This is a genomic window from Pseudomonas sp. LBUM1648 (assembly GCF_059716145.1).
Genome location: NZ_CP166808.1, coordinates 2619769 through 2643182, shown reverse-complemented (window position 1 = coordinate 2643182; position 23414 = coordinate 2619769). Strand labels below are relative to the sequence as shown.

28 protein-coding genes and 1 pseudogene are annotated in these 23414 nt (G+C 56.7%); 13 read left to right on the top strand and 16 right to left on the bottom strand.

Annotated elements, in window-relative coordinates; genetic code table 11:
* Positions 1-11: 11 nt before the first annotated feature.
* Genes ACA043_RS12280 through fae form a run of 3 tightly spaced genes read right to left on the bottom strand, consistent with a single transcriptional unit; the run spans position 12 to position 2999 of the window.
* Positions 12-1445: an NAD-dependent succinate-semialdehyde dehydrogenase gene (locus tag ACA043_RS12280; protein ID WP_497659315.1), complete on the bottom strand. Its 1434-nt coding sequence runs from the start codon at positions 1443-1445 to the stop codon at positions 12-14.
* On the bottom strand, positions 1442-2476 hold the full coding sequence (locus ACA043_RS12275) for an aldo/keto reductase (RefSeq protein ID WP_497659314.1): 1035 nt from the start codon (positions 2474-2476) through the stop codon (positions 1442-1444). Before ACA043_RS12275 ends, ACA043_RS12280 begins: the two co-directional genes overlap by 4 nt.
* Before the next feature lie 10 nt (positions 2477-2486).
* Complete coding sequence (gene fae, locus ACA043_RS12270; protein ID WP_093437400.1) at positions 2487-2999, bottom strand: formaldehyde-activating enzyme; 513 nt, start codon at positions 2997-2999, stop codon at positions 2487-2489.
* 116 nt (positions 3000-3115) lie between these two features.
* Between fae and ACA043_RS12265 the strand changes: the two genes are divergently transcribed.
* The 3 genes from ACA043_RS12265 (at position 3116) to ACA043_RS12255 (ending at position 4002) form a co-directional block, all read left to right on the top strand.
* Positions 3116-3352, top strand: a complete 237-nt coding sequence (locus tag ACA043_RS12265; protein WP_497659313.1) for a hypothetical protein — start codon at positions 3116-3118, stop codon at positions 3350-3352.
* A 109-nt stretch (positions 3353-3461) separates the two neighbouring features.
* Positions 3462-3719 (top strand): DUF2024 family protein, encoded by a 258-nt coding sequence (locus ACA043_RS12260; RefSeq protein WP_497659312.1) that lies wholly within the window; start codon positions 3462-3464, stop codon positions 3717-3719.
* Between the two features lie 4 nt (positions 3720-3723).
* Positions 3724-4002, top strand: coding sequence for a Rho-binding antiterminator (locus tag ACA043_RS12255; RefSeq protein ID WP_489880087.1), 279 nt, complete (start codon positions 3724-3726; stop codon positions 4000-4002).
* Positions 4003-4057: 55 nt separating this feature from the next.
* Here the strand turns inward: ACA043_RS12255 and ACA043_RS12250 are convergent, their stop codons facing one another.
* On the bottom strand, positions 4058-5263 hold the full coding sequence (locus tag ACA043_RS12250) for an NAD(P)/FAD-dependent oxidoreductase (RefSeq protein WP_497659311.1): 1206 nt from the start codon (positions 5261-5263) through the stop codon (positions 4058-4060).
* A 293-nt stretch (positions 5264-5556) separates the two neighbouring features.
* Here ACA043_RS12250 and ACA043_RS12245 point away from each other — a divergent pair, with 293 nt between their 5' ends.
* The gene (locus ACA043_RS12245) at positions 5557-6105 is read left to right on the top strand and encodes an RrF2 family transcriptional regulator (RefSeq protein ID WP_497659310.1); all 549 of its coding nucleotides are present in this window, start codon (positions 5557-5559) and stop codon (positions 6103-6105) included.
* A 71-nt stretch (positions 6106-6176) separates the two neighbouring features.
* Here the strand turns inward: ACA043_RS12245 and ACA043_RS12240 are convergent, their stop codons facing one another.
* Complete coding sequence (locus tag ACA043_RS12240; protein ID WP_187680696.1) at positions 6177-6512, bottom strand: hypothetical protein; 336 nt, start codon at positions 6510-6512, stop codon at positions 6177-6179.
* Positions 6513-6696: 184 nt separating this feature from the next.
* On the opposite strand from ACA043_RS12240, the gene ACA043_RS12235 reads away from it, so the two are divergent.
* The gene (locus ACA043_RS12235; protein ID WP_187680697.1) at positions 6697-6936 is read left to right on the top strand and encodes a hypothetical protein; all 240 of its coding nucleotides are present in this window, start codon (positions 6697-6699) and stop codon (positions 6934-6936) included.
* 144 nt (positions 6937-7080) lie between these two features.
* Positions 7081-7443 carry an NUDIX hydrolase gene (locus ACA043_RS12230; RefSeq protein ID WP_401265397.1) on the top strand — a complete coding sequence of 121 codons (363 nt, stop codon included), beginning with the start codon at positions 7081-7083 and terminating at the stop codon, positions 7441-7443.
* Positions 7444-7446: 3 nt separating this feature from the next.
* Here ACA043_RS12230 and ACA043_RS12225 read toward each other — a convergent pair whose 3' ends face one another.
* From ACA043_RS12225 to ACA043_RS12215, 3 genes are all read right to left on the bottom strand, one after another.
* Positions 7447-7689 carry a DUF1652 domain-containing protein gene (locus tag ACA043_RS12225; protein WP_187680699.1) on the bottom strand — a complete coding sequence of 81 codons (243 nt, stop codon included), beginning with the start codon at positions 7687-7689 and terminating at the stop codon, positions 7447-7449.
* Between the two features lie 106 nt (positions 7690-7795).
* The gene (locus ACA043_RS12220; protein WP_497659309.1) at positions 7796-8695 is read right to left on the bottom strand and encodes a polysaccharide deacetylase family protein; all 900 of its coding nucleotides are present in this window, start codon (positions 8693-8695) and stop codon (positions 7796-7798) included.
* A gap of 131 nt (positions 8696-8826) precedes the next feature.
* The gene (locus tag ACA043_RS12215; RefSeq protein ID WP_401265403.1) at positions 8827-9774 is read right to left on the bottom strand and encodes an ABC transporter substrate-binding protein; all 948 of its coding nucleotides are present in this window, start codon (positions 9772-9774) and stop codon (positions 8827-8829) included.
* A 137-nt stretch (positions 9775-9911) separates the two neighbouring features.
* Between ACA043_RS12215 and ACA043_RS12210 the strand changes: the two genes are divergently transcribed.
* A complete protein-coding gene (locus ACA043_RS12210; RefSeq protein WP_497617725.1) occupies positions 9912-10592 on the top strand; it encodes an SOS response-associated peptidase in 681 nt (226 codons plus the stop codon).
* 270 nt (positions 10593-10862) lie between these two features.
* A complete protein-coding gene (locus ACA043_RS12205) occupies positions 10863-11135 on the top strand; it encodes a hypothetical protein (protein WP_187680703.1) in 273 nt (90 codons plus the stop codon).
* A gap of 46 nt (positions 11136-11181) precedes the next feature.
* On the opposite strand, the gene ACA043_RS12200 is transcribed toward ACA043_RS12205, so the two are convergent.
* Positions 11182-11388: a hypothetical protein gene (locus tag ACA043_RS12200; protein ID WP_187680720.1), complete on the bottom strand. Its 207-nt coding sequence runs from the start codon at positions 11386-11388 to the stop codon at positions 11182-11184.
* A gap of 151 nt (positions 11389-11539) precedes the next feature.
* Here ACA043_RS12200 and ACA043_RS12195 point away from each other — a divergent pair, with 151 nt between their 5' ends.
* On the top strand, positions 11540-11923 hold the full coding sequence (locus ACA043_RS12195) for a DUF2784 domain-containing protein (protein ID WP_187680704.1): 384 nt from the start codon (positions 11540-11542) through the stop codon (positions 11921-11923).
* Here the strand turns inward: ACA043_RS12195 and ACA043_RS12190 are convergent.
* Entirely contained in the window at positions 11920-12366 is a 447-nt protein-coding gene (locus ACA043_RS12190; protein ID WP_497617723.1) for an Rrf2 family transcriptional regulator, read from the bottom strand. The two genes, ACA043_RS12195 and ACA043_RS12190, sit on opposite strands and share 4 nt — an antisense overlap.
* Before the next feature lie 130 nt (positions 12367-12496).
* On the opposite strand from ACA043_RS12190, the gene ACA043_RS12185 reads away from it, so the two are divergent.
* Positions 12497-13384, top strand: a complete 888-nt coding sequence (locus tag ACA043_RS12185) for an NAD(P)/FAD-dependent oxidoreductase (protein WP_497659308.1) — start codon at positions 12497-12499, stop codon at positions 13382-13384.
* 6 nt (positions 13385-13390) lie between these two features.
* On the opposite strand, the gene ACA043_RS12180 is transcribed toward ACA043_RS12185, so the two are convergent.
* A complete protein-coding gene (locus tag ACA043_RS12180) occupies positions 13391-13918 on the bottom strand; it encodes a DUF3087 family protein (protein ID WP_497659307.1) in 528 nt (175 codons plus the stop codon).
* A 224-nt stretch (positions 13919-14142) separates the two neighbouring features.
* Between ACA043_RS12180 and ppnN the strand changes: the two genes are divergently transcribed.
* Complete coding sequence (gene ppnN / locus ACA043_RS12175; RefSeq protein ID WP_187680707.1) at positions 14143-15516, top strand: nucleotide 5'-monophosphate nucleosidase PpnN; 1374 nt, start codon at positions 14143-14145, stop codon at positions 15514-15516.
* Between the two features lie 76 nt (positions 15517-15592).
* Here the strand turns inward: ppnN and ACA043_RS12170 are convergent, their stop codons facing one another.
* The 3 genes and pseudogenes from ACA043_RS12170 to idi form a co-directional block, all read right to left on the bottom strand.
* Positions 15593-16564 carry a terpene synthase family protein gene (locus ACA043_RS12170; RefSeq protein ID WP_497659306.1) on the bottom strand — a complete coding sequence of 324 codons (972 nt, stop codon included), beginning with the start codon at positions 16562-16564 and terminating at the stop codon, positions 15593-15595.
* On the bottom strand, positions 16561-18378 hold the full coding sequence (gene dxs / locus ACA043_RS12165) for a 1-deoxy-D-xylulose-5-phosphate synthase (protein ID WP_497659640.1): 1818 nt from the start codon (positions 18376-18378) through the stop codon (positions 16561-16563). The genes ACA043_RS12170 and dxs overlap by 4 nt, the downstream gene beginning before the upstream one ends.
* A gap of 75 nt (positions 18379-18453) precedes the next feature.
* A pseudogene (gene idi / locus ACA043_RS12160) lies at positions 18454-18936 on the bottom strand (isopentenyl-diphosphate Delta-isomerase); the annotation flags it as partial.
* Positions 18937-19218: 282 nt separating this feature from the next.
* Between idi and ACA043_RS12155 the strand changes: the two are divergent.
* Positions 19219-20154 carry a polyprenyl synthetase family protein gene (locus tag ACA043_RS12155; RefSeq protein ID WP_401265418.1) on the top strand — a complete coding sequence of 312 codons (936 nt, stop codon included), beginning with the start codon at positions 19219-19221 and terminating at the stop codon, positions 20152-20154.
* A gap of 264 nt (positions 20155-20418) precedes the next feature.
* On the opposite strand, the gene ACA043_RS12150 is transcribed toward ACA043_RS12155, so the two are convergent.
* Both ACA043_RS12150 and ACA043_RS12145 read right to left on the bottom strand, forming a co-directional pair.
* Positions 20419-21822: an FAD/NAD(P)-binding protein gene (locus tag ACA043_RS12150; protein ID WP_497659305.1), complete on the bottom strand. Its 1404-nt coding sequence runs from the start codon at positions 21820-21822 to the stop codon at positions 20419-20421.
* The gene (locus tag ACA043_RS12145) at positions 21823-22386 is read right to left on the bottom strand and encodes a helix-turn-helix domain-containing protein (RefSeq protein ID WP_497659304.1); all 564 of its coding nucleotides are present in this window, start codon (positions 22384-22386) and stop codon (positions 21823-21825) included. It lies immediately after the preceding gene.
* A gap of 85 nt (positions 22387-22471) precedes the next feature.
* Here ACA043_RS12145 and ACA043_RS12140 point away from each other — a divergent pair, with 85 nt between their 5' ends.
* Positions 22472-23410, top strand: coding sequence for a DMT family transporter (locus ACA043_RS12140; RefSeq protein WP_489880077.1), 939 nt, complete (start codon positions 22472-22474; stop codon positions 23408-23410).
* The last annotated feature ends 4 nt before the right edge of the window (positions 23411-23414 follow it).

The following is a 23414-nucleotide window of genomic DNA, read 5'->3' as shown; positions in this document are numbered from 1 at the left end:
ATCAGGAGAAGTCAGAGACCGCCCATCAACAAGTATTTGATCTCCAGATAGTCATCCAGACCGTACTTCGAACCTTCGCGCCCGAGGCCCGATTCCTTGATCCCGCCGAACGGCGCTACTTCCGTAGAAATGATCCCTTCGTTGATCCCGACCATCCCGGCCTCAAGTCCTTCGGCCATGCGCCACACCCGGCCAATGTCGCGACTGTAGAAATACGCCGACAGCCCGAATGGCGTGTCATTGGCGCGCTGCAATACTTCGGCTTCATCCTTGAAGCGGAAACACGCGGCGACCGGCCCGAAGGTTTCGTCCTGCGCGATCAGCATGTCGCCATTGACCTCGGTGAGGATGGTTGGCTCGTAGAACGTGCCACCCAAGGCATGACGACGCCCGCCGCACAACAGCGTGGCGCCCTTCTCCAGTGCATCGCTGACATGGCTTTCAACCTTGGCCAGCGCGGCAGCGTTGATCAATGGGCCTTGCTCGGTATCACCTTCCAACGCACTGCCGACTCGCATCGCCGCAACGGCTTCAGCCAGTTTGCCGGTGAAGGCCTCGTACACACTGTCTTGAATGAAGAAGCGGTTGACGCACACACAGGTCTGCCCGGTGTTGCGAAATTTGGAGGCCATCGCACCTTTGACGGCAGCGTCCAGATCGGCATCGTCGAAGACAATGAACGGCGCGTTGCCGCCCAGCTCCAGCGAGACCTTTTTCAACGTGTCGGCGGCCTGCCGCATCAGCAATTTGCCAGTGCGCGTAGAACCGGTGAACGACAGTTTGCGCACCACGCTGGAAGCTTGCAGCGCGCCACCAATAGCGACGGCATCGCCGGACACTATATTGAGCACACCCGCCGGAATGCCGGCCTGTTCAGCCAGTACCGCCAGGGCGAACGCCGACAATGGCGTCTCTTCCGAAGGTTTGAGAATCATCGTGCAACCCGCCGCCAACGCCGGCCCCACCTTGCGGGTGACCATTGCCAACGGGAAGTTCCACGGGGTAATCGCCGCAACCACGCCGATGGCTTCCTTGACCACAATGATCCGAGCATCGGCCTTGTGGCTCGGGATCACATCACCGTAGGCACGCTTGGCCTCTTCGCCGAACCATTCGAGGAAGCTTGCGGCATACACTACTTCGCCCATAGCCTCGGCCAACGGCTTGCCCTGTTCACGACTGAGCAGTGTCGCCAGATCTTTCTGGTTGGCGAGCATCAAGTCACTCCAACGCTTGAGCCGTTGGCTGCGCTCCTTCGCCGTCAGTTTTCGCCACGCCGGCAACGCACGGTTGGCAGCCTCGATGGCCAGAACGGTTTCCTCGGCACCGGCCTTTTGCACCTCGGCAATCAACTCGCCATTGGCCGGATTGCGCACCGGATAAGCCGAGCCACCCCTGCCCCATTGGCCATCGATGAAGTTGCCGTACCGGATCAAATCGCTCATGCCACCGCTCCTTGCAGGGTGAACCGCTCCAGCCCCGGACGGGCCATGCGCAAGATGCGTTTGCCAGCGGTGTAATCGTTGATCACGTCGCACGGCGTGTAATTGCGTTCCAGTTCATGCAACTCGTCAGCGTCGAGCCTGGTTTCCAGCGCGGCCAGCGCACTGTCGAACTGCGCCGTGGTATCAGCGCCGACCAGCATGCAGTCGACACCGGGGTGATTGGCCACCCAGGCCTGGGCGATTTGCGCATTCGACACGCCGCGAGCCCGGGCTACGCGCTGCACCGAATGGGCGATCTCGAACGAGGCTTCGTCGCTGTACATCTGCTGGGTAAAGAAGTCGGTCTGGTTGCGGGTCGACTGCACGTCACCGGTCAGCAAGCCGCGAGCCAGCGGACTGAACACCGAGACGCCAATACCCTGGTCGCGGCAGAACGGAATCATCTCGCGCTCTTCTTCGCGGTAGGCGCAATTCAATTGCAGCTGCATGTTGATCGGCTTGACCCAACCATTGCGCTCGCAAGCCATGAGGATCTTCGCCAGTTGCCCGGTGAGCATGGTGGATACGCCGATATAGCGAGCCTTGCCCGAGCGCACGATATCGTTCAATGCGCTCATGGTTTCTTCGACCGGGGTATTCACGTCGAAGTAATGCAGCATGAACACGTCGACGTAATCCATGTCCAGACGCTTCAGCGACGCATCAATGCTGTCCATGATGTGCTTGCGCGAATGGCCGCTGGCATTGATGCCGGTGCGAGTGCCGTAACCGACCTTAGTGGTAATCACCAGGTCTTCCCGGCGAGCCAGACGCTTGACGATACGCCCGACCACCTCTTCACCGACACCGGCGGAATAGAAGTCTGCGAGGTCGATGAAATTCACGCCGTTATCCAGTGCGTGCGCGACGATCGGCTCGCTCTGCTTTTCATTGAAGATCCACGGTTTCCAGTCCGGCGTGCCCATGTTCATGGTGCCCAGGCACAAGCGGGAAACTTGCAGGCCGGAGTTGCCCAAACGAATGTATTGCATGGCTCTGACCTCAGGCTTTCGGCGTGTAGAAAGGGTTGCTGATGTGCGCGACAACATCTTTGAGTTGCGCGGTTTCCGGCTTGCCGGTCAGGGCTGCGCGAATCGCAGTGCGGCAGGCGTTGTAGTTGTTCAGATACACAGCGTCGAGATCGTCGCAGGCCGGGTTGACCCAATTGGCCGTGACGATCGCCCACTCATCTTCGGCTTCCGGTGGCAGCGTGCCGTCGAGCAATGCTTCAAGTACTGCTTTAGCGATCCCGGCTTGCGAAGCGCCCCACGTTGCGTTGCCGTGCAGGTCGCTACTGATCGCGGCTTTGTTCACATACAGGGTCATCGGCTTGACTGGAATGTTTGGCTGCGCAATCACCATGAACGGGCAATGGCCCTGGCTCGGCGACGCGAGGCTGTTGGCGAAAGCCTGCCCCGCCGGACCATTGCGCGGGCCGATCAGAATATTGATGTGCGCGGCGTTCACGCCCGGGCCTTCGAAACCTTCACCGATGTACAGGTCGAGTTCTTTCATCAGTCATTACTCTTTGTGGTGCAGAGGGATTGTTCGGGTGATCGGCAACTCACGCGGGCCGGATGGCGAGCGTGATCAATAACGGGCATGGGGAGGTGCGACGGGGAAGATGCGACATGGCTGCAAACGCTCTCTGGTTGTTATTGATGAGCTGTGTTTGCGATTTTTTAACACCGGGCCATGAGCCGGCTGTAACCATTAAAAATCATGGGGCAATGACTTTTAGTCATGGCCCCTTGAAGACGACTGGAGAAAGGTTGCTAGCGACGCAAGCCCTGGCTCACGGGCCTGAAGGCATTCACAGCGAGCCAGGCAAAGCCGATGCGGCTTTCGATCTGGTTCATACACACTGAAGGTCAACGCCGACCTGCACAACCCGTTGCTGTGCGTCAGCAGCGTCTATGACATTGCCTCTGGCGACCTCTCGCTGCCGGGCACCTGGAAAATGAAGGAGGGTAAATAATGTTCGTCAACGTGTTCGATACCCACGTGCGGACCAAAGATGGCCGCTACCTGCACTTCGATGTGCTCACCGATCGCCAGGCAGACGCGGCGAAGTCCTACGCCCGGCAGTTTCTGATCGACAACGGCTTGCAAGACGAGGACATTTCCCAGAGCCAGTGCCAGTTCTGTCACAGCGAACCGGCCAATCCGCAGGTCGCTGCGGCGATCAACGAAAAAGGCTATTTCATCATCACTCTGCAAGGCTTCGAGGAGTAACGCCATGACCCGCTATCAGCCACTGAACTGCGATTTGCACGACTATCTGGAAATCGCCTGCATGCGCGGCTATCAATTGGATATCGAGTTGATCGATGGTCAGCGGCTGGTTGCCCGGGCCATCACCACTCGCACCTCCAGCGACAAAGAGGAGTTCCTGGTTATCGAACAGGCAGGTGCGCAACAGGACATCCGTCTCGACCAACTCTTCGCAATCACGCCGCAGGATGCCAATGCCGAGTTCGGTCGGATCGTGCTCAGCGAAGCATCTTGCGGCATCTGAGAAAAAATCCCGTCCGGATTGAACCGGCGCGGGATTTTTTTGAAACGAAGAGGCTTTACGCAACCACAGGAATCATCGGATCGGCAGCCGCCAGAGCGCTCACCCGATCAGCCGCCGGCGGATAGATCCACTGAGTGTTGATCTGGGTTTTCAAAGCTTTGCCTTCCTGTTTAACCAGTTTCACCTGACGATCCCAGCCTTCGGTGTACACCGCGCCCCACGCACCAAGGTCCAGACACGTTACGTATTTCGGCTGGCTGTACGGCGTCGGGTCAACCCCGAGAATCTGCGCCGCAACGTTATTGCCGGCGTGACGACCGAGCGAGATCGCATGCTGGCAGGTCATCAGCGCGTAGTTGCCGATATCGTCGGTAGCGGCGTAGGCCACATCGCCGGTGGCGAAGATATCGTCCTGCCCGATGACTTTCAGGTGCGCGTCGACGTGCAGGCGCCCTTGCTTATCGCGTTCGGCGGGGATTTGTTCAGTCAGAGAGCTGGCGCGCACACCGGTGGTCCAGATGACGGTTTTCGCGTCGATGTGCTGACCGTCCGACAGGGTCGCACCGTTAGCGTCGATTGATTGCACCGAAACGCCCAAGCGCCATTCAACCCCCAGCTCCTCGCTGGCTTCGACGATGGATTTACTGATTTCTTCGCCCATCGAGGCACCGATCTTCTGTCCACGATCGACGACGATAACCTTGATATCAGCCTGCTCACCGAGAATCTCGCGCAGACGCGCCGGCATTTCCGTCGCCGTTTCAATGCCAGTGAAACCGCCACCTGCGACCACGACGGTATTGCGCGCCTGGTTTTCCGGCAGATTTTTCAGGGCTTTCAGGTGAGTTTCCAGGTGAATGGCCGCTTCGATCCGGTCCACATCAAAGGCGTGCTGGCTGACACCAGGTGTGTCTGATTGTGCCAGGCCACTGCCGGCCGCCAACACCAGTTTGTCGTAGTGAAACACTTGCTTCACGCCAGAGGCATCGGTGTAGCCGACCGTTTTTTGCGCGACATCGATGGTCTCGGCCGCGCCTTTGATGAAGTGAACGCCGACCACTTCGAACAGTTCATCCAGCGGTGCAGCCAGTTGATGAGCATTCGGTTCGTAGAATCGCGGACGTACACGCAACTCGGCCTGCGGCGCGAGAACGCTGACTTCGACGTCATCACGACCGTGAAGATCCACCAGACGCGTCGCACTCAACGCCGACCACATACCGCCAAAACCCGCGCCGATAACCAGAATCTGCTGCTTCATTGTGTTTCTCCAGAAAAAGCCAAACCGCTGAAAGAGAGGTGATCGATGTTGCCGAAAGCCACACGCTGCCAACCCTATAGCGCCGACTCTATTGGTCGGACATAAATCCAACAAGTCAGATTTACTGATAGATTTAAACGAAATATTAGATATTGATCGCGCTTGATAACCTACCAATAACCTAAGATTTATTGGAGAAATGACACAGAAGGATGCAACTGCATTTGATCTGACAGATTGCCGAGTCGGCATCAGACTGTTAGCATTTACGACAAATCAAGTCGGACTTATATATGTCTCTTTACAGCGCAGGCGTCGAATACGGCATTCATTGCCTGACTTTTCTGGTGGGTAACGGAGGCGACAGCCGCGAAGCCAGCGTGCGTGACCTGGCAGAATTGCAAGGCGTGCCAGTGGAATATCTGGCGAAGATCTTCACCAAACTGGCCAAAGGCAAACTGGTAGTGGCGTCTGAAGGCGTGCGCGGCGGGTTCAGCCTGGCGCGGCCGGCCGACGAAATCACCCTGCTCGATATCGTCAAAGCCATCGATGGTCGCAAGAATATTTTCGAATGCCGGGACATTCGCGGGCGTTGCGCGCTGTTTGAAGGCAGTCCCCCGGAGTGGGCGATTGAAGGCACCTGCTCGATCCACGCGGCCATGATGACCGCGCAAAACCGCATGGAAGAAGCGCTTTCGCAGCAAACCATTCTCGACATTGCGAGAAAAGTCGGACGCAAAGCACCAGCGGAGTTCGGCCAGCAAGTGGAGGACTGGATTCAGGATCGCCGCGAGAAAAAGGGCAATTTCGGTACTATCCCACTGACCGACATTTCAGACTGACCGCCCCGAAAGCCAAAAAAAAGCAGAAACCGTTGATGCGGCTTCTGCTTTTTTTACGCTCATAAATGGCGTTACAGGCAATCGCGCACCGATTTGCGCAACGACCCGGATTTTGCCCATGGCGGCCCCTGGTACAACGACACGCGGCTACCGTCCTTGTACTTCACGATATCGAGAATCTCGTCAGCCGTGATAATGCTTGGCGCAGTAATACGATAGCCGTTGGAAATCGAAGTCTGCGAGGTCTTGGCGACATCCTGTTGCCATAACGGTAATACACAAGCGGCATAGTCCCTTGGCGTCTTGTCACTGGTTTTGCTCACGTTGGGCTCACCCGGCACCAACGATGTCGGCAGCGAGCATCCCGCCAACATGGCCAACGCCAGACTCCCGATCCATATTCGCATGGTGTTCCCTTAATCAAAAAAAGCGAATGTAACGCCTAACCGTAGTACACATCCATCGTGGCACCGCGCCCTCAATGAACATAGGACAATTTTTTACATCGATCAGGCCAATGACAGACCAGCTACGCGCGACAGCTGAAAAATGCGGCTACTCTTTTCTACCGAGAATGTTCAGGAGGTGATCATGCGGCTCAACGAATACGAACACGAACTTCAGCGCGACCTGCAGAGTGTCGCATCGGATCTGCGCTGGTCGGCAGTCGACCTTAAACGCATCGCCGAACAGTTGCGCAAGTCCGGTAACGAAGCGGACGCCCAGACAGTCCTGAGATCCTGCGAGGTTTTGCAAAGCGATGAAGAGCGACTGCAGTTGTACGCCAGAGAAGTGAAGGCGCGCGCCATCAGCCGAATCAAAGTCCACTGATACTGACTCGCCCCACCCAACACGAGCCCCGGCGTAAACCGGGGCTTTTTCATTATTGCCTCCTGCAGGAACCTTTAAAGAATGGCTCGGCTCGAATATTGCAGTTTTATTACCAATTCGTGACAGGCAGTTAACAGGTAACAGATGAAAGTACGAGCAACCGTCATTTGCGAACAGGACCGTCACATTCTCCTGGTGCGCAAACCTCGATGCCGCTGGACTTTGCCCGGAGGCAAAGTGGAGCCCGGTGAAACCCGAGCGAATGCAGCCGTGCGCGAATTGCGCGAAGAAACAGGGCTGAAGGCCGACGACGTGCTTTACCTGATGGAACTACAAAGCGGCAGCACCCGGCATCACGTCTATGAGGCCTCAGTGCTGAATATTGATCAGGCACGCCCGCAGAACGAGATCATCGACTGCATCTGGCACCCGCTGAATGCCGTGCACAATCTGCATACCAGCGACGCGACCTTGCGCATCGTCCAGGCTTTTCAACGACGTTTATGAGGTTCAGCCGGCGAAAGCCCTGCGGCCCGCGCTTATTTCCGTGCGTAATTCACCGATGAAATTGGAAATGTCACGGATCGTGACGAGATGTTCCGGGGAAACGCCATTGAGCAGTAACTCGACGCGCCCGCTGTCCGGCTCATAAACCTTGATCCGCAATAACCCCTGCCCTACTTGCGTGCAGTCGCACTTCAGCGCAGGGAAGCCGGATTCGACAATGCGGCAAATGTCGGCAATGGCGAGCATGAGCGGACGCCTCACAGGCGCGGGATCGATCCGATGAGCATAGATGAGCGATTACCGCCCCGCTCGCCCGAAAAACGCCAACTTGATCACATATTCCATCTGTCTCTCAGTGGGCGTCATGGCCCCAGATCCAGTTCCAGAGCCCCGGCAACTGCACCGACTCAGAGCTTTGCTGAACAGTACGCGCCAGTGCAGCCTTCTCCAATGCAGCGCGGTCATCATAGAACGGCTTGTCCGCCAGCCTCACGCCGGTAGCCGCAGCGCTATCAAGCAGGATTTGCAGGTATTCACGCGTATGCCGCGCGGTATAGCGGTTGAGGTCATGGAAGGTCACTACCACCGGAATCACCCCGTCCACGGTTGGAATTTCGCCTTGGGCAATGCGCTCGCGGACTTCCGATAACTGCCGAAGCATGTTCGCCCGTCGACGCGGGCTGGCATTGAAACCCCAGATCTTGCCGTCATTGGCACTCAAATCGGTCAACAAAACGTGCAGCCCGTGTTGCTGATAGGCGGCGAAAGTACGTTTGTCGTAGTTCCAGAATGGCGGGCGCAACAACTTGGGCGGCGCTCCGGTAATGGCCGCGATGTCCGCTGTGCCGTTGCTCAGCGACTCTTCGAGTTGTTGTGGGTCGAGCGAGCGATGGTTGGTGTGCCAGTGAGTGGCGGTATGAAACGCGAGAATATGCCCCTCATTGTGCTCACGTTGCATGATGCTACGGCCGATCTCGCTATGACCGGCCCGAGGCGCACGAGTCTGGACGAAAAACACGGCTTTGATGTCCGGTTGCAGCGGATTGTCCTTCAGACTGTCGAGCACCGTGGCCGATGGGTTCCAGAAACTTGAAGCGCTGGGGCCGTCATCGAACGTCAGCAGAAAACGAACCGGCGCTTGATCCTTCAGCCGTGTTTCGGTTTTCGCAGTCATTTCGATGGGCGCGGCGATACAGCCTGCCAGTCCGAAAACGATGGCCGTCGCACAAAGAAGCTTGAATCCGGATGTCATGTTTTGCCTTGAGCCCGACCACTGCGGTCATATTGTCGATCGGCAAAGCTCCCTCGCCCTTATCCATCCCTGCGCTCGGTTCTGCGAGCTGAGGTTGGATAAGGTACACAGGGTTTGGTTCCGGCGCTCGTTCAGCGAGTCAACGCCTGCTCGAACGAGGTGTCGATAATCCCCGACGTGGCCAGCGGTGCCGGCAACGCTTTAACTTTAAACAGGAAATCCGCAGTGCTTTGCAGGTCGGTCGCGGCTTGTTGATCGACCGGTCCGACCGTCATGTGCGCCTGGCGCAGCCAGTGCCGCGAAACCTCCTGATCAAGATTGGCCTTCTTCGCCCACAAGTCAGCGTACTCGTCGGTATGGCTATCGACCCACGCGCGCGCCTGCTTTAAACGCCCGAGAAAATCGGCTATCGCCTCACGTTTACTATCGACAGACGGTGTTGATGCTGCAATCGCACTAAGCCCCGGCATCAGATTCTTCGCGGTCAGAATCGGACGAGCGCCGGAGAACAGAATCTGCTGGGAAATGTACGGTTCCCACACCGGAAAGGCATCGATGCTGCCCTGGGGCAAAGCAGCAGCCGCATCAATCGGCATCAGCTTGACGAAGTCAACGTAGCTCTCTGGCAGACCACTCTGCTCCAGTGCGCGCAAGGTCAGTTGCTGGCTCCATGCGCCGGGCCAGTAAGCGACTTTCTTGCCCTTCAGGTCAGCGATGGTTTTTACCGGCGAATCCTTTGGCACCAGCAACGCGATGGTGTCCGGGTTCTGCCGTGACACGCCGATCAGTTTCACGGGCGCCTGTTTCGCAGCGAGAAACAGAAAACCTGAATCGCCGAGGAATCCCAGATCGAGAGAACCTGTCTGCAAGGCCTCAGCCAACGGTGCGGCTGCCTGGAAATGCTTCCAGTCCACCGTATACGGCGCGTCTTTCAACACGCCCGATGCTTCCACCGAGGCGCGGATGTTGTAGTAATTCTGGTCGCCGACATGCAGGACCACAGGCTCGGCAGCGTAGGACAAAGGCGATGCGAGCAATGCAACGGTCAGCGCGTTGCGGAGGAAACGGGAAAGCTTCATGGCGAGTCCTGCAAATGAAGGATGCATAGACCATAACGCTCTTAACTACCGAATTTTAAATTCGATTAATGCATAAGCTCATCACTGCAAATACCGAGAGCCAACTAAGCTGATATTTCCTACAGGAGATTCAGCCCATGTGCGGAAGACTCTCGCAATACCGTGGCATTCACGACTTCGTCGCGGTGCTGAGCATTCCCGATGCGTTGATCAACCATGTCGGCGACGCACCACTGGCACACTACAACGCTGCGCCAACCACTTCGCTGGCCATCCTTCAGCAACACAATCACCAGGTTCATGCGCAAAATCTGCGCTGGGGCTGGCGCCCGCATTGGGCCAAGGACCGAGCACCGCCCATCAATGCGCGCGTTGAAAAAGTTGCCCACGGGCCGTTCTTCCGGTCGATCTGGCGTCATCGCCTGATCGTGCCTGTCGACAACTGGTTTGAGTGGGTGGATGCAGAGGATCACACCCGACAACCCTGGCTGATTCGTAGGGCCGATCACGGGCCGGTTTTCTGCGCCGGCATCGGTCAATTTCCGACACCCGATACGCAAGCACTGGATGACGATGGCTTCGTGATCATCACCGCCGACAGCGAGGGCGGCATGCTCGACATCCACGACCGCCGCCCGGTGGTGTTTTGCGCAGAACTGGCACGCGAATGGCTCGACACGGCCACACCGCTGGAGCGGGCCGAACAAATGCTGTTGTTCGAAGGTGAAAAAACCGAGGTGTTCGAATGGCACAAGGTCGACAGAGCCGTGGGCAATTCACGCAATCAAGGCGCAGGCTTGATTGATGAAGTGGCCTAAAGATTTCTTGCCGTGGCGCGTTATCAAAAGGCACCAACCGAGAGTGATTCCGTTTCGTTACAACGACTGTTTCAACAAAGAAACAGCAACCCGCTAAACAGTCGTTTGAGTGAATTAACCGCCTGTCTGACACTTCAACCGTCATACATACATTTAGATGCGCTACGGATAGCATGCGCGCCGCATTTCCATTTGGTATACCAGTTGACCAAAGAGTCAACAAACAAGGAAATTCCCTACAACTCTTTTTAAGCCTTGCAGAGAACTAAGTTGCGCGACGATTTTGCAATCAAACAGGCCAAGGGCCTGGAGTGTGTCTATCTGTCCACGACAGAACGCTTTCAACTCGACTGTTTTATCGGCCATTACATCAAGACCCGAAACCTGAGTTCAGTCCCTGACATCGAACGTATCTTGCGCACCACCCTCGAGGGGTATCCCGGTCATGCGCCGGTGATGGTCAACGAACTCAACGCGTGGATCGACAGAACCTTGGGATATCGGGCAACACATCCGGACTTCACACAGTTGGAAGACCTTTAAAATGCAAAAAAGCCCCGTTTGATACGGGGCTTTTTGTATGGGGCATTCAGGGTTTCAGCGGACGCTCCTGATCCCGATCCGACAACTCTCTGCTGTCATCATGTTTCCAGGTCTGTTCTTGTCGTCTTTTTTGCTCCTCTATCTCAGCTTCCGTTGGCTCATCGTCATCATCATCCGGACGTGTCTGCTCGATTGCCATGCCCACCTCGCTTTTGGAAGAAATCATCATCCTTAGAGCGTAGAACAGTTTCATCGACCCACTTAAAACCACCAATGCAGCAAAGCGAAGAAACCAGCCAAAGACTCTGCCAGCAAATGCCGTTGGAAAGCATGAACAATCTTGCGCAATTGCCCCAGCCCTGCGCGTAACATAGCGCCATTCACAATCGCGTCAGGGAAACGACATGCTGTACCGAATCGCAGCCGATGGGCTGGTGCTGTTTCATTTGCTATTCATTCTGTTCGTGCTGTTCGGCGGGCTGCTGGTGCTCAAGTGGCCGCGGCTGATGTGGCTGCATATACCCGCCGCCGCGTGGGGCTTTGCGGTCGAGATGTTGCACCTGACCTGCCCACTGACCTACTGGGAAAACCTCATGCGCCACGCCGCCGGGCAAACCGAATACGCCGGCGGTTTCATCGAGCATTACATCTGGCCGATCATCTACCCCGCCGGGCTCACCCCGCAGATTCAACTGGCGCTGGGCAGTGTGGTACTGGCGGTTAACCTGCTGGTCTACGGGCGGTTGATTCGCTCGTGGAAACTTCGCCGAGCCGCTGCACACTCTTAACTTGTCTCACCCTCGCGGACTGATGTGAAGCGCGCATCGAAATCTGCCGCCAAATCCGCCAGGGTGATGCCGCCCAACCTCGACAGCAACAGCGCCTGCGCCTCATCGAAGGTGCGCGTCAGCGCGGCATTCACCGCTTGCTCGACCAGACACTCCGGATGATCCGTCGACAAGCCGATGGCAAAAATCGACTGCGTGCCCAGCGCCTGATGAATCTCCAACAGCGAGATCTGCCCCAAAGGTTTGGCCAGCGCCCAACCACCCTGATGCCCCTTCTCCGACGTCACGAACCCCTGCTCCTTGAGCAAGCCCATGGTGCGCCGCACCACCACCGGATTGGTGCCCAGCATGCCGGCGATGGTTTCCGAGGTCGCACGTTTTTCGTGGCGATCCATGTGAATCAATACGTGAAGCATGCGCGACAGCCGAGTGTCATTTCTCATCGATGATCCTTTTCAAGCCCTTGCCAAGACGCGCCGAGTATCGCTTGCAATGTCTGAAGTTACGAGACTATTGACAGGCATATTTCACGTAACTTACGGTGTACCGTGAAAATCACACGGAGATTTGATCATGGTGTACGACGTCATCATCGTCGGCGGCAGCTATGCCGGACTGTCTGCAGGCCTGCAATTGGCCCGCGCCCGACGCAAAGTGCTGGTGATGGATTCGGGCCTGCGTCGCAACCGATTTGCCGAAACTTCCCACGGATTTCTCGGACAGGACGGACGTGCGCCAGGCGATATCGCCCAAGATGCCCGGGCGCAACTGCTGGCTTATCCGACGGTGCAATGGCTGGCAGATACCGCGCTGGAAGCACGTCAGACAGACCAAGGCTTCCAGGTGCACACCACCACCGGCCAGCTAGCCAGCGCCAGACGACTGATCATCGCCAGCGGTGTCATCGATGAATTACCCGCCATCGAGGGTCTTCAAGAGCGCTGGGGTAAAAGCGTGTTTCATTGTCCGTACTGCCACGGCTATGAACTGAATCAAGGCGCAATTGGCGTGCTGGCGACGTCACCGCTGTCGATCCACCACGCCTTGCTCTTGCCGGATTGGGGCCAGACCACTTTCTTCACCAACGGCGTGTTCGAGCCGGACGCCGAACAACTGGCAGAACTCGATCGACGCGGCGTGACGCTGGAATCTCAAACGGTCAGCCATATCAGCGGTAAGCGAGCAGATGTAGTGCTCAGCGATGGCCGGGTGATCAGCGTTGCCGGTCTGTTCGCCATGCCGCGCACTCGAATGGCCAGCCCGTTGGCCGAGCAACTGGGCTGTGTTTTTGAAGACGGTCCGATGGGCCCGTTCATTCAAACCGACGCCATGCAACAGACCAGCATACCGGGCGCGTTTGCATGCGGTGACGCAGCGCTCGCCGCCGGTTCGGTTGCCGTCTCGGTAGGTGATGGCGCACGCGCGGGAGCCGGCACTCACCGCTCACTGGTTTTTGTCTGATACAGACTAACGAGACGTCTGCTTGAGAACTTCCAGCCACGCCGGATCAAGGCGTGGCTGATCGATATCAAAACCAAGCGCCTGCATCCGCTCCTTGTGCGCTTCGACTTCACGGTGCAGTTGCGCATGATCGCTGGAGTTACCGTCCAGCTCATGCATCTGCGTCAGTCCCAAGTGATAGAAACGCAATACCTTCATCGCCGTCGGATCATTTTTCTGCACTGCCGCCGTCACCTGATGCATCACATTGGTGACGCTCATAAGATTGCGCTTGAGCCGCCAGCTATAAACAGCCGGGGCCATCCAGGTCTGATTCCAGAAGCGCCCGCGCAACAAAGCCGCCGTCAGCAGGAACGCCGCAAACACTCCGCCGACATTGAAGCGCAGGTTATCGCCGCCGGGCTCGCCAAACAGTGCCACCGCCACCGTCGAAAACAACATCGCCAGCACCAGGAACAGCACGGCGATGATCATTGTGCTGCGCCGCGTCTGCTGGCGAAAAGTAACGGCGTCCATCGGCTGAATCTCGAACATCACGACTGACTTCCTTGAATGACAAAAAGGGCAACGGAAAAAACTGGCCCGCGCATTATCGCCTCTACCAAGGATTTAGCTATGCTGGGGCTCCTTTTCATCTTTTCACCAATCAACGGGGACATGGCGGTACAGCGCAGATCGTGCCATCTTCATTCATGGATACACACTATTCGGATGCCATTCGCCTGGTTTGGGGATGACATCGTTTTAAGGATCATTGCATGACCCAACGACACGTAATCAACGCCTCGGTCAGCCCTAAAGGCAGCCTGGAAACCCTTTCTCAACGTGAAGTTCAGCAACTGAGCGAAGCCGGATCCGGCAGCACCTACACCCTCTTTCGCCAGTGCGCCCTGGCCATCCTCAACACTGGCGCCCATGTCGATAACGCCAAGACCATCCTCGAAGCCTACAAGGACTTCGAAATCCGCATTCACCAACAGGATCGCGGTGTGCGCCTGGAGCTCTTGAACGCTCCGGCCGATGCTTTCGTCGATGGCGAAATGATCGCCAGTACCCGGGAAATGCTGTTCAGCGCCCTGCGCGACATCGTCTACACCGAAAACGAACTCGATAGCCAACGCATCGACCTGAGCACCTCGCAAGGCATCAGCGACTACGTCTTTCATCTCCTGCGCAACGCCCGCACGTTGCGCCCGGGCGTCGAGCCGAAGATCGTCGTGTGCTGGGGCGGCCACTCGATCAACACCGAAGAATACAAATACACCAAGAAAGTCGGCCACGAACTGGGCCTGCGCAGCCTCGACATCTGCACCGGCTGCGGCCCCGGCGTGATGAAAGGCCCGATGAAGGGCGCGACCATCGCCCACGCCAAACAGCGGATACATGGCGGTCGCTACCTGGGCCTGACCGAGCCAGGCATCATCGCCGCCGAAGCGCCGAACCCGATCGTCAACGAGCTGGTGATCCTGCCGGACATCGAAAAACGCCTGGAAGCATTCGTCCGCGTTGGCCACGGCATCATCATCTTCCCGGGCGGCGCCGGGACCGCTGAAGAGTTCCTGTACTTGCTGGGCATCCTGATGCACCCGGATAACGCCGGTCTGCCGTTCCCGGTGATCCTGACCGGGCCGAAACATGCCGCACCGTATCTGGAGCAGCTCGACGCCTTCGTCATCGCCACCCTCGGCGAAGCGGCCAAGCAGCACTACGAAATCATCATCGACGACCCGGCTGAAGTCGCGCGCCAGATGACTCAGGGTCTGAAAGCCGTTAAGCAGTTCCGCCGCGAGCGCAACGATGCGTTCCACTTCAACTGGCTGTTGAAAATCGACGAAGGCTTCCAGCGTCCGTTCGATCCGACCCACGAAAACATGGCCAACCTGAAACTCAACCGCGACCAGCCACCGCACGAACTCGCGGCCAACCTGCGCCGGGCGTTCTCCGGGATCGTTGCCGGCAACGTCAAGGACAAGGGTATTCGCCTGATCGAAGAACACGGTCCGTATCAGATCCGTGGTGATGCGGTGATCATGCAACCGCTGGATGCTCTGCTCAAAGCCTTCGTCGCCCAGCACCGGATGAAACTGCCGGGCGGCGCGGCGTATGTGCCGTGTTATCGAGTGGTGGCGTAAGCGTTCAAACCTTCACGCCCTCTTGCGGGAACCAGAAAGTTGGCTTCCACAAGTGGGCATTCCTGCGAGGTAAGTATCAATCAGGCCGAAACCGTACCTCGCGATAACGAGGTACTGCCAGATGCCAACCAATGTTGCCGATCCATTGCACCCTGAATGCTTCGGCGCACTGTACGGCCTGCTCGCGAATGACCACATCACAGCCCAATCGATCCAGCTCATCAGGCAGCCGCGCCTGAAGATCGAAAAACATCAAGGCCCATGCTTCGATCCGTTGCCTCACTTCAGTCGCCGCCTGATCAGGGCTCAAGCCTTGATGATGGCGCAGGTGGGTCAGCAGGTTGTAAACATCCTCGTCGGGATTTTCCATAATGCGGAATGACAGAAGATCATTGACCGCCTTCATTAAGTTCAGGGTAATCCTGCGAAGCGTCTGCCATGGCGTGCTGTAGTAGACCGCCGAGGGAAGCTCGATCCGGGTTGCAAAATAGGTGAACTCGAAACAAACCTGAAAACCGCCAGCGTTGCGCCAGATGCTTTCATAATCATCAAGCATCGGTTGAGTTCCTTCAACTCGATGAACGGCAGCACACATACAGGCGTGAATGTAGCTGGTGTATTGATCGAGCGTCCGACATCTCCATTGCTCGGTCATGGACAACCCTGCCCGAGCAATGATGTTTGCCAGTCCCCCTGCCAACCCTTCGCACGTCCGAAAAGCCCCACCAAGCGCAACGTCATGCACCTTGCGCAGTACCTTTTCCAGTGCTTCGGGTGATCGGCTCAGGTCTTCGTCAGCCAAGTCATCCACGCGACTGAACCAACCCGTCAGATCAGAAAGGATATACAAATCTTCACGCTCAGCATCGGGCCACATGTAGCCCCCGTATTTGCCTGGAAGATAGATATCAAGTTGATGCGTCGCACGCGCGGAAGCCTCAAGCCCAAGGCCTTTGAGCCACTGACGAGTATGTTGCTCGGCCTCTTCACTCAGAGGGCTTAATGTAATCTCAAGCCCCTGTAAACAGGGAGGGAGGCAGTAGGTCACAGTGCACCTCGTGGATTTTTCTCATGGCGGAGGGAAACGTGGGGGTTGAGATTTGGCTGTCCTAGAAACTTCGTGACTGAAAGCGCAATACCCTTTGCATCAAGCGCACATTGCTGAAGGACTTCTTCCGGTGTGGCGTGCTCGATAAAGTCGTCCTCGAATCCAAGTTGCAAGGTTGGACGGAACAAGCCAGCGCTGTTCAAATACTCAAGACACGCCGAGCCGGCGCCACCTTTGATACAACCCTCCTCGACAGTAATCAGCACATCGTGACCACGCGCCAGTTCATCCAGTAAGGAATGATCCAGTGGCTTGATGAACCGCATATTGGCCAAGGTCGCATCCAGCGTTATTGCAGCCTCCAGAGAAGCAGCCACAACTGAACCGAAAGCAAGGATGGCAACTCTCGGGTAATCGAGGTGCGTGGACAAACGACAAACCTCACCTCGACCTACAGGAAGGCTTGCCAATGGCTCTCCATCGGGAACACCAACAACCCGCCCCCTTGGATATCGCACTGCAGCCGGCCCATCGTGCATGAGCGCGGTATTCAACATCTGTCGACACTCGTTTTCATCCGCCGGCGCCATCAACACCAAGCCGGGAATACAGCGCAGATAAGCAATATCAAAGGCTCCGGTATGCGTTGCACCGTCCGCCCCAACGACGCCAGCCCTGTCGATAGCCAATACGACTGGCAAATGCTGGATCGCTATGTCGTGGATCAATTGGTCGTAGGCACGCTGCAGAAAGGTCGAGTAGATCACCACCACCGGTTTGAGTCCCTCTACTGCCAAACCTGCGGCAAAAGTCAGGGCATGTTGTTCGGCAATCCCGACATCGAAACACCGACCCGGAAAGCGCCGCTGAAACTCGACAAGCCCCGAGCCTTCGCACATGGCCGGGGATATGACCATCACTCGCGAGTCGTACTCGGCGACCTCGCATAACCATTGCCCAACGACGTCCGCATAAGTCCGAAGCGAAGTTTTCCCGACCTTGAATCCGCATGCAGGATCAAACTTTCCCGGTGCGTGATAGAGCACCGGGTCATGAACCGCAGGCGCATACCCGTAACCTTTGCGGGTGACAACGTGCAGCACTCTGGGTCCTGGGCGCTTGGCGTACACGCGCAAGGCTGAAACCAGTTGATCGAGATCATGCCCATCGATCGGTCCTGAATAGTCAAAACCCAATGCCTGAAAAAAACCGGAAATTGCCTGCTTGCCTTCGCTGCGAGCCAACACCTGAAGGTGCTCACACAAAGCGCCGACCGGCTTGGAAATGGACATGTGGTTGTCATTAAGAATGACTAGCAAGGGCAGGTGCGTGTGCATTCCCGCATTGTTCAACGCCTCGAATGCCATCCCACCGCTCAGCGCCCCGTCGCCAATCACCGCAATACAGTGCCTTGATTCACCCTTGTATTGTGCAGAGACAGCCATGCCTAGTACGGCTGACAGGGAAGTACTGGCATGAGCAGTGCCAAAGCAATCGAATTCAGACTCCTGGCGGCGAGGAAAGCCAGAAATGCCACCCCGCTGCCTGATCCCGGCCATCGCTTTGCGGCGACCAGTCAAAATCTTGTGCGCATAGGCTTGGTGTCCAACATCCCAGACGATACGGTCAGCAGGTGTTTGAAAAACGTAGTGCAAGGCGATGGTTAGCTCAATCGTCCCTAGATTTGCCGAGAGATGACCGCCAGTTGCAGCCACGCTTTTCAAGACGAACATACGCAATTCCTCAGCCAATCGAGGTAATGCTGATCGATGCAGACGACGCAGATCAGCGGGCGAGTCAATCAGGGCGAGCAGACCCGCCCTGGGTAATACGCAAGCTCTCGATAAGTCGCTCCATGCCTGAATACGTGCAATACCTTGCTGTTGAACAATCATCTGAAACCAAGCGGTGTACACCGAAGGACGAGCCTCCAGGTCCCGTTCAAGATCGGCGAGCGTCACCCACCTCCAATCAAGTGCCTCTTCGGGATTGGCCAAAGGGTCAAACGAACTGAAACCGACCAAAACGTGATCGTATTCATGCTCTGTCAGTTGATGGGAGACGCTGGCTCGATAGATAAACGCATGAACTTCGGCCAGGGCTTCACACGCCAGCCCCATTTCTTCATGCAGCCTTCGATTGGCCGCGTCAATGGTGATTTCACCCCATCGCGGATGGCCACAGCAGGTATTGGTCCAAAGTCCTTGCGAATGATATTTGCCCAGCGCTCTGCGCTGTAACAGCAGGCGACCCTCAATATCAAAAATAAATATTGAAAAGGCGCGATGCAAAATGCCGCGTTCGTGAATCTCCATTTTCCCTGCATGACCGACGATATTGTCCTGCTGATCGACAAGAATGAGTTGTTCCACGATAAACCTCGCCACACCCTCGACACTGGAAATAGTACGAACGAGAACCTGAATGCAAGCAATCGATATTAAATAACGCTAGTTGAATATAAAAAAAACTCAAAGATACAAACCGCCGTTCGTCACAACAATGCCTATACCTGTCATAGAATGCAATCCGGAAAAATCTATAACAAATAATTCTTTAAACAGTCTCGCAATGGCTAGAGGTCAACGCTATGGTGCAAAAGACATCGACTTATACATCAGCCCCCATGGACGGGTCGGAAGACGGAAACCATTATGCGCCCGATGTCCATACAGCAATACGAAGCCGCCAAACATAGCTGGGTAATGCCCTTCAACTATCAGGAACAACATGCTGGCATGAAAGTCAGGACTTCCCTGACTCATGCACTGGCTGCGCTGTATGGAATCGACCGCGATCAGACCCAGGCTATTTGTCACTGCGTCGAGCGCTTCAATACCGCCTCCCTGATACACGACGACATCGTCGACGAGGATCGGGTTCGTCGCGGAGCGCCGTCGGTCTGGGTCCAGTATGGTGTTGCCACGGCGATTATCTCAGGTATGTATGGATACATTGATGGCTTGCAGAAGCTGTGTCACACGCAAAACATTGCACTGGTGAAGGCGGGGCTGGAAAGTCTGGAGGCATTGCACATTGGCCAGTATCTCGACACACAGATCAGTGAAGGAGCGATGTTACCCACACTGGACGAATACCGATTTATCGCTGAAACCAATACCGGGTGTTTCTTCCTTTTCATCCTTGAAGCTTGCCAGCACATTAATCCGCTACCCGGGCACTGCTATCTTGAGTTGAAAAAAATGTTATTGGAGCTAGCGGTTTACTACCGCTTCATCAACGACTACTGCGACATCAATCACATCCCTCATTTCAAAAAGAAAGGTTTCGCCCCCGACCTTGAAGGCGGCCCAAAGTCCTTCCTGATGATTCTCGCAAAAGAGACATTGATTAAAAAACAAATAAGCAAACTGCAAAAAAAGAAAATCATTATCGCCTGGGGAAATGCCGGCATATTCTCCCGGGCGCTCCAACTAATGGAGGACAGCTATGAACAAATAGAACAGCACTTATATAATTTACAAAAAAACATAGATAATCGAGACTTCCGCCAACTTGAAGGTTTCTTGCAAAGCATTCATTTCCAGCAAAACTTGCAAGATAACTTCTACGAGAACTTGATTCGCTGACACCCGATGAGTCAAGAACTGTGCGGCCATTACCGATAAGCTAGGCTTCTGATACAAAAGCCAGTACTTTCCAGGGTACTAGGCTCCGTTGATGAAACAGGACGCTGTTAGATGCGATACCACGATAGTCATTGGCTGAACCGGCCTCTTCGCGGGCAAGCCCGCTCCCACAGGTTTCAGTGTTGTTCACACACCACATGTACGACTCGGACACTGTGGGAGCGGGCTTGCCCGCGAAGAGGCCCTGATCAGCAACGTTAATCCTCAGCCTTGCTCAGCACCCAATCGCCCCGCCAACGCCTTGGCCTGTAACGCCACATCCGTCACCGCCGTACTCTCCCACCACATTCCGCGCAACGGCGGGCCCATGGCGAACAACCGATCTGCCGCGTGTCCGTGTTGGTTCAGCACTGCGCCATCAATCGCAGCCGCAATTCCCAACGCCAGCGGCCCCGGTTTAACCAGCCCACGCGTCAATAACTGCTGCGGTAACGGCCTCGCGACCCGCCGCCAGTCGTACTCAATACCGCTTGAATTAATCAACGCCGCGCCACGAACTAAGCAGGTTTCCGCTTCACCACGGCGACGAATGCGAATACTCACCTCACCCTCCGCGCACGGCTCAAGCCCTTTGAAAGAAGCGGCCTGAATCCGCATACGTCCCTCGTCATGCAGACGCTCAACCAGCTGCGCACTCAGAGGCGGCGAACGATGGTGATGGCTTTCCCACCAGGGCCGAACATGACGTACGAATTGTCGACGCTGCACGTCAGTCGCCTTACTCCACAACCGTCCGATGTGCGCGCGCACCGTGTCCAGCGGTGCTTGCCAGTCGATGCCTTGGGCGATGGCATCGCGGCAATGTCGACGCAATTCGTGCAGCAACTGCCGGGGCGAATGAATGTTGTGATCTTCAGCGAGGAAATCCACCCAAACCGGTGGTTGGCGCCGCACATGGGGCAGCAGCCCATGACGGGAAAACACTTCAATCGGCCCCCGATGCCCGGCCTGCTCCAGCGAGACCACGGCATCAACCATGGTCAGGCCGGAGCCGATAATCAGCACGGTCGATTGTGGATCGAGTTGACGCATGGCCGTGACATCCCACGGATCAAGTGCCGCGGCATTAACGCCACTGGATTGCTTTTGCGGCGTGCGCGCGGCGGGGAACATACCGGTGGCGAGCACCGCGTATGTGCCCCGTAAGTGCTGGCCATCGCTCAGAGTGAGTTGTACCGAATCGGTATCGGTTTGCAGGTCGACGACCTCTGCGCGTACATGCTCGACGGTCGAGCCTTGTTGCGCACCGACACTGCGCGCCTCGGCCAACCGCTGCTGCACGTAAATGCCAAACAACCCACGAGGCGGGAACAGTTCACTGACAGGCACATCTTGCTCAGCCGACTCTGGCCAGCCACCGGCGGTAATATGCTCGGTCAGCCACTGCGTAAGGTCATTCGGGTTATCCGGGTCAACGCTCATCCGCGCAGCGTTGCCATTAAGCGTATGGCCCAATTCGACAGCGCTGTAAGCCTCGCCCCGCCCCAGTTCGGCTCGCGGTTCAATGATCAGAATCTTGCGCTGACCGGGCAGACGCAGCAATTGCACCGCCAGCATCGTGCCGCTGAGGCCACCACCAATAATCAGGATATCTGCGCGCTGACTCATTCAAATCACCACATTACGGACAAACCGCGCCGCGACATCCCCGTCATTGCGATAGGCATGCGGCTGATTGCTGGCAAACATGAAGAACTCCCCTGCACCGATGGGCTGCGACTGATCGCCCAGCATTAACGTCAGGCAGCCTTCAAACACGTAGATCTGTTCGCTCCAGCCGTCGGCATCCGGCTGCGAGGGATAGACCTCACCGGGTTGCAGGCACCATTCCCACTGTTCGACTTCACGGGTCGCGGTAGCCTTCGACAGCAATACCGCTTTGCTACCGGGAATCACGCCGGCCCACGCCACCTCGTTGATGCGGCTCGGATCACGAGCATCGGGCGCCTGAATCAGATCGCTGAAAGCGACGTCGAGCGCTTCGGCGACACGGTCGAGGGTGGTCAGGCTGACATTCTTTTCGCCCGCCTCGATCGCCACCAGCATGCGCCGGCTCACCCCGGATTTTTCCGCCAGCGCGGTCTGGCTCATGTCGGCCGCGTGGCGCAGGCGTCGGACATTTTGGCTGACGTGTTGCAGGACGGAGGTTCGTTGGCTGGAATCTTTGGGCACTATATTGCTCACTCGGTGGGGTTGGGCAGTATACTGCGCAACGTTGGGCGCATTGTGCGTCCTGCCTTTTATAGTGCGCAAGGTTATGACGTCAGTGAATCGCCCCGACACCTCCCTCCGTTTCTCCCGTTTCAGCAAAGCCGAGTGCGTCCTGGTGCTGATCACCATGGTCTGGGGCGGCACCTTTCTGCTGGTGCAACACGCGATGACCGTCAGTGGGCCGATGTTTTTTGTCGGTCTGCGATTCGCAGCGGCGGCAGCCATCGTCACCTTGTTCTCGTGGCGCCATTTGCGCGAACTGACCCTGTTCGAACTCAAGGCCGGCGCCTTCATCGGCGTGGCGATCATGCTCGGTTACGGCTTGCAGACAGTCGGACTGCAAACGATTCCGAGCAGTCAATCGGCATTCATTACCGCGCTTTATGTTCCATTCGTGCCGTTGCTGCAATGGCTGGTGCTGGGGCGCCGACCGGGGTTGATGCCGAGCATCGGGATCATGCTGGCGTTTACCGGGTTGATGCTGTTGTCTGGACCGTCCGGCGCTTCACTGAATTTCAGCCCGGGCGAGATTGCCACGCTGATCAGCGCCATTGCCATTGCGGCCGAGATCATTCTGATCAGCAATTACGCAGGCCAGGTTGATGTACGCCGGGTGACCGTGGTGCAACTGGCGACGACTTCGGTGTTGTCATTCTTGATGGTGGTACCGACAGGTGAAGCGATTCCGGACTTCTCCTGGCTGTTGCTGGCGTCAGCGCTGGGCCTGGGCGCGGCGAGTGCGGCGATTCAAGTGGCGATGAACTGGGCGCAGAAGAGTGTTTCGCCGACCCGGGCGACGTTGATCTATGCCGGTGAGCCGGTGTGGGCCGGGATAGTCGGGCGGATCGCCGGTGAGCGGTTGCCGGCGATTGCGCTGGTGGGGGCCGGTTTGATTGTGGCGGCGGTGATTGTCAGTGAGTTGAAGACCAAGGGTAAAGCTGCCGTTGAAACTGAGGGCGCGCTGGAGAACGACAACGGCAATTGAAAGC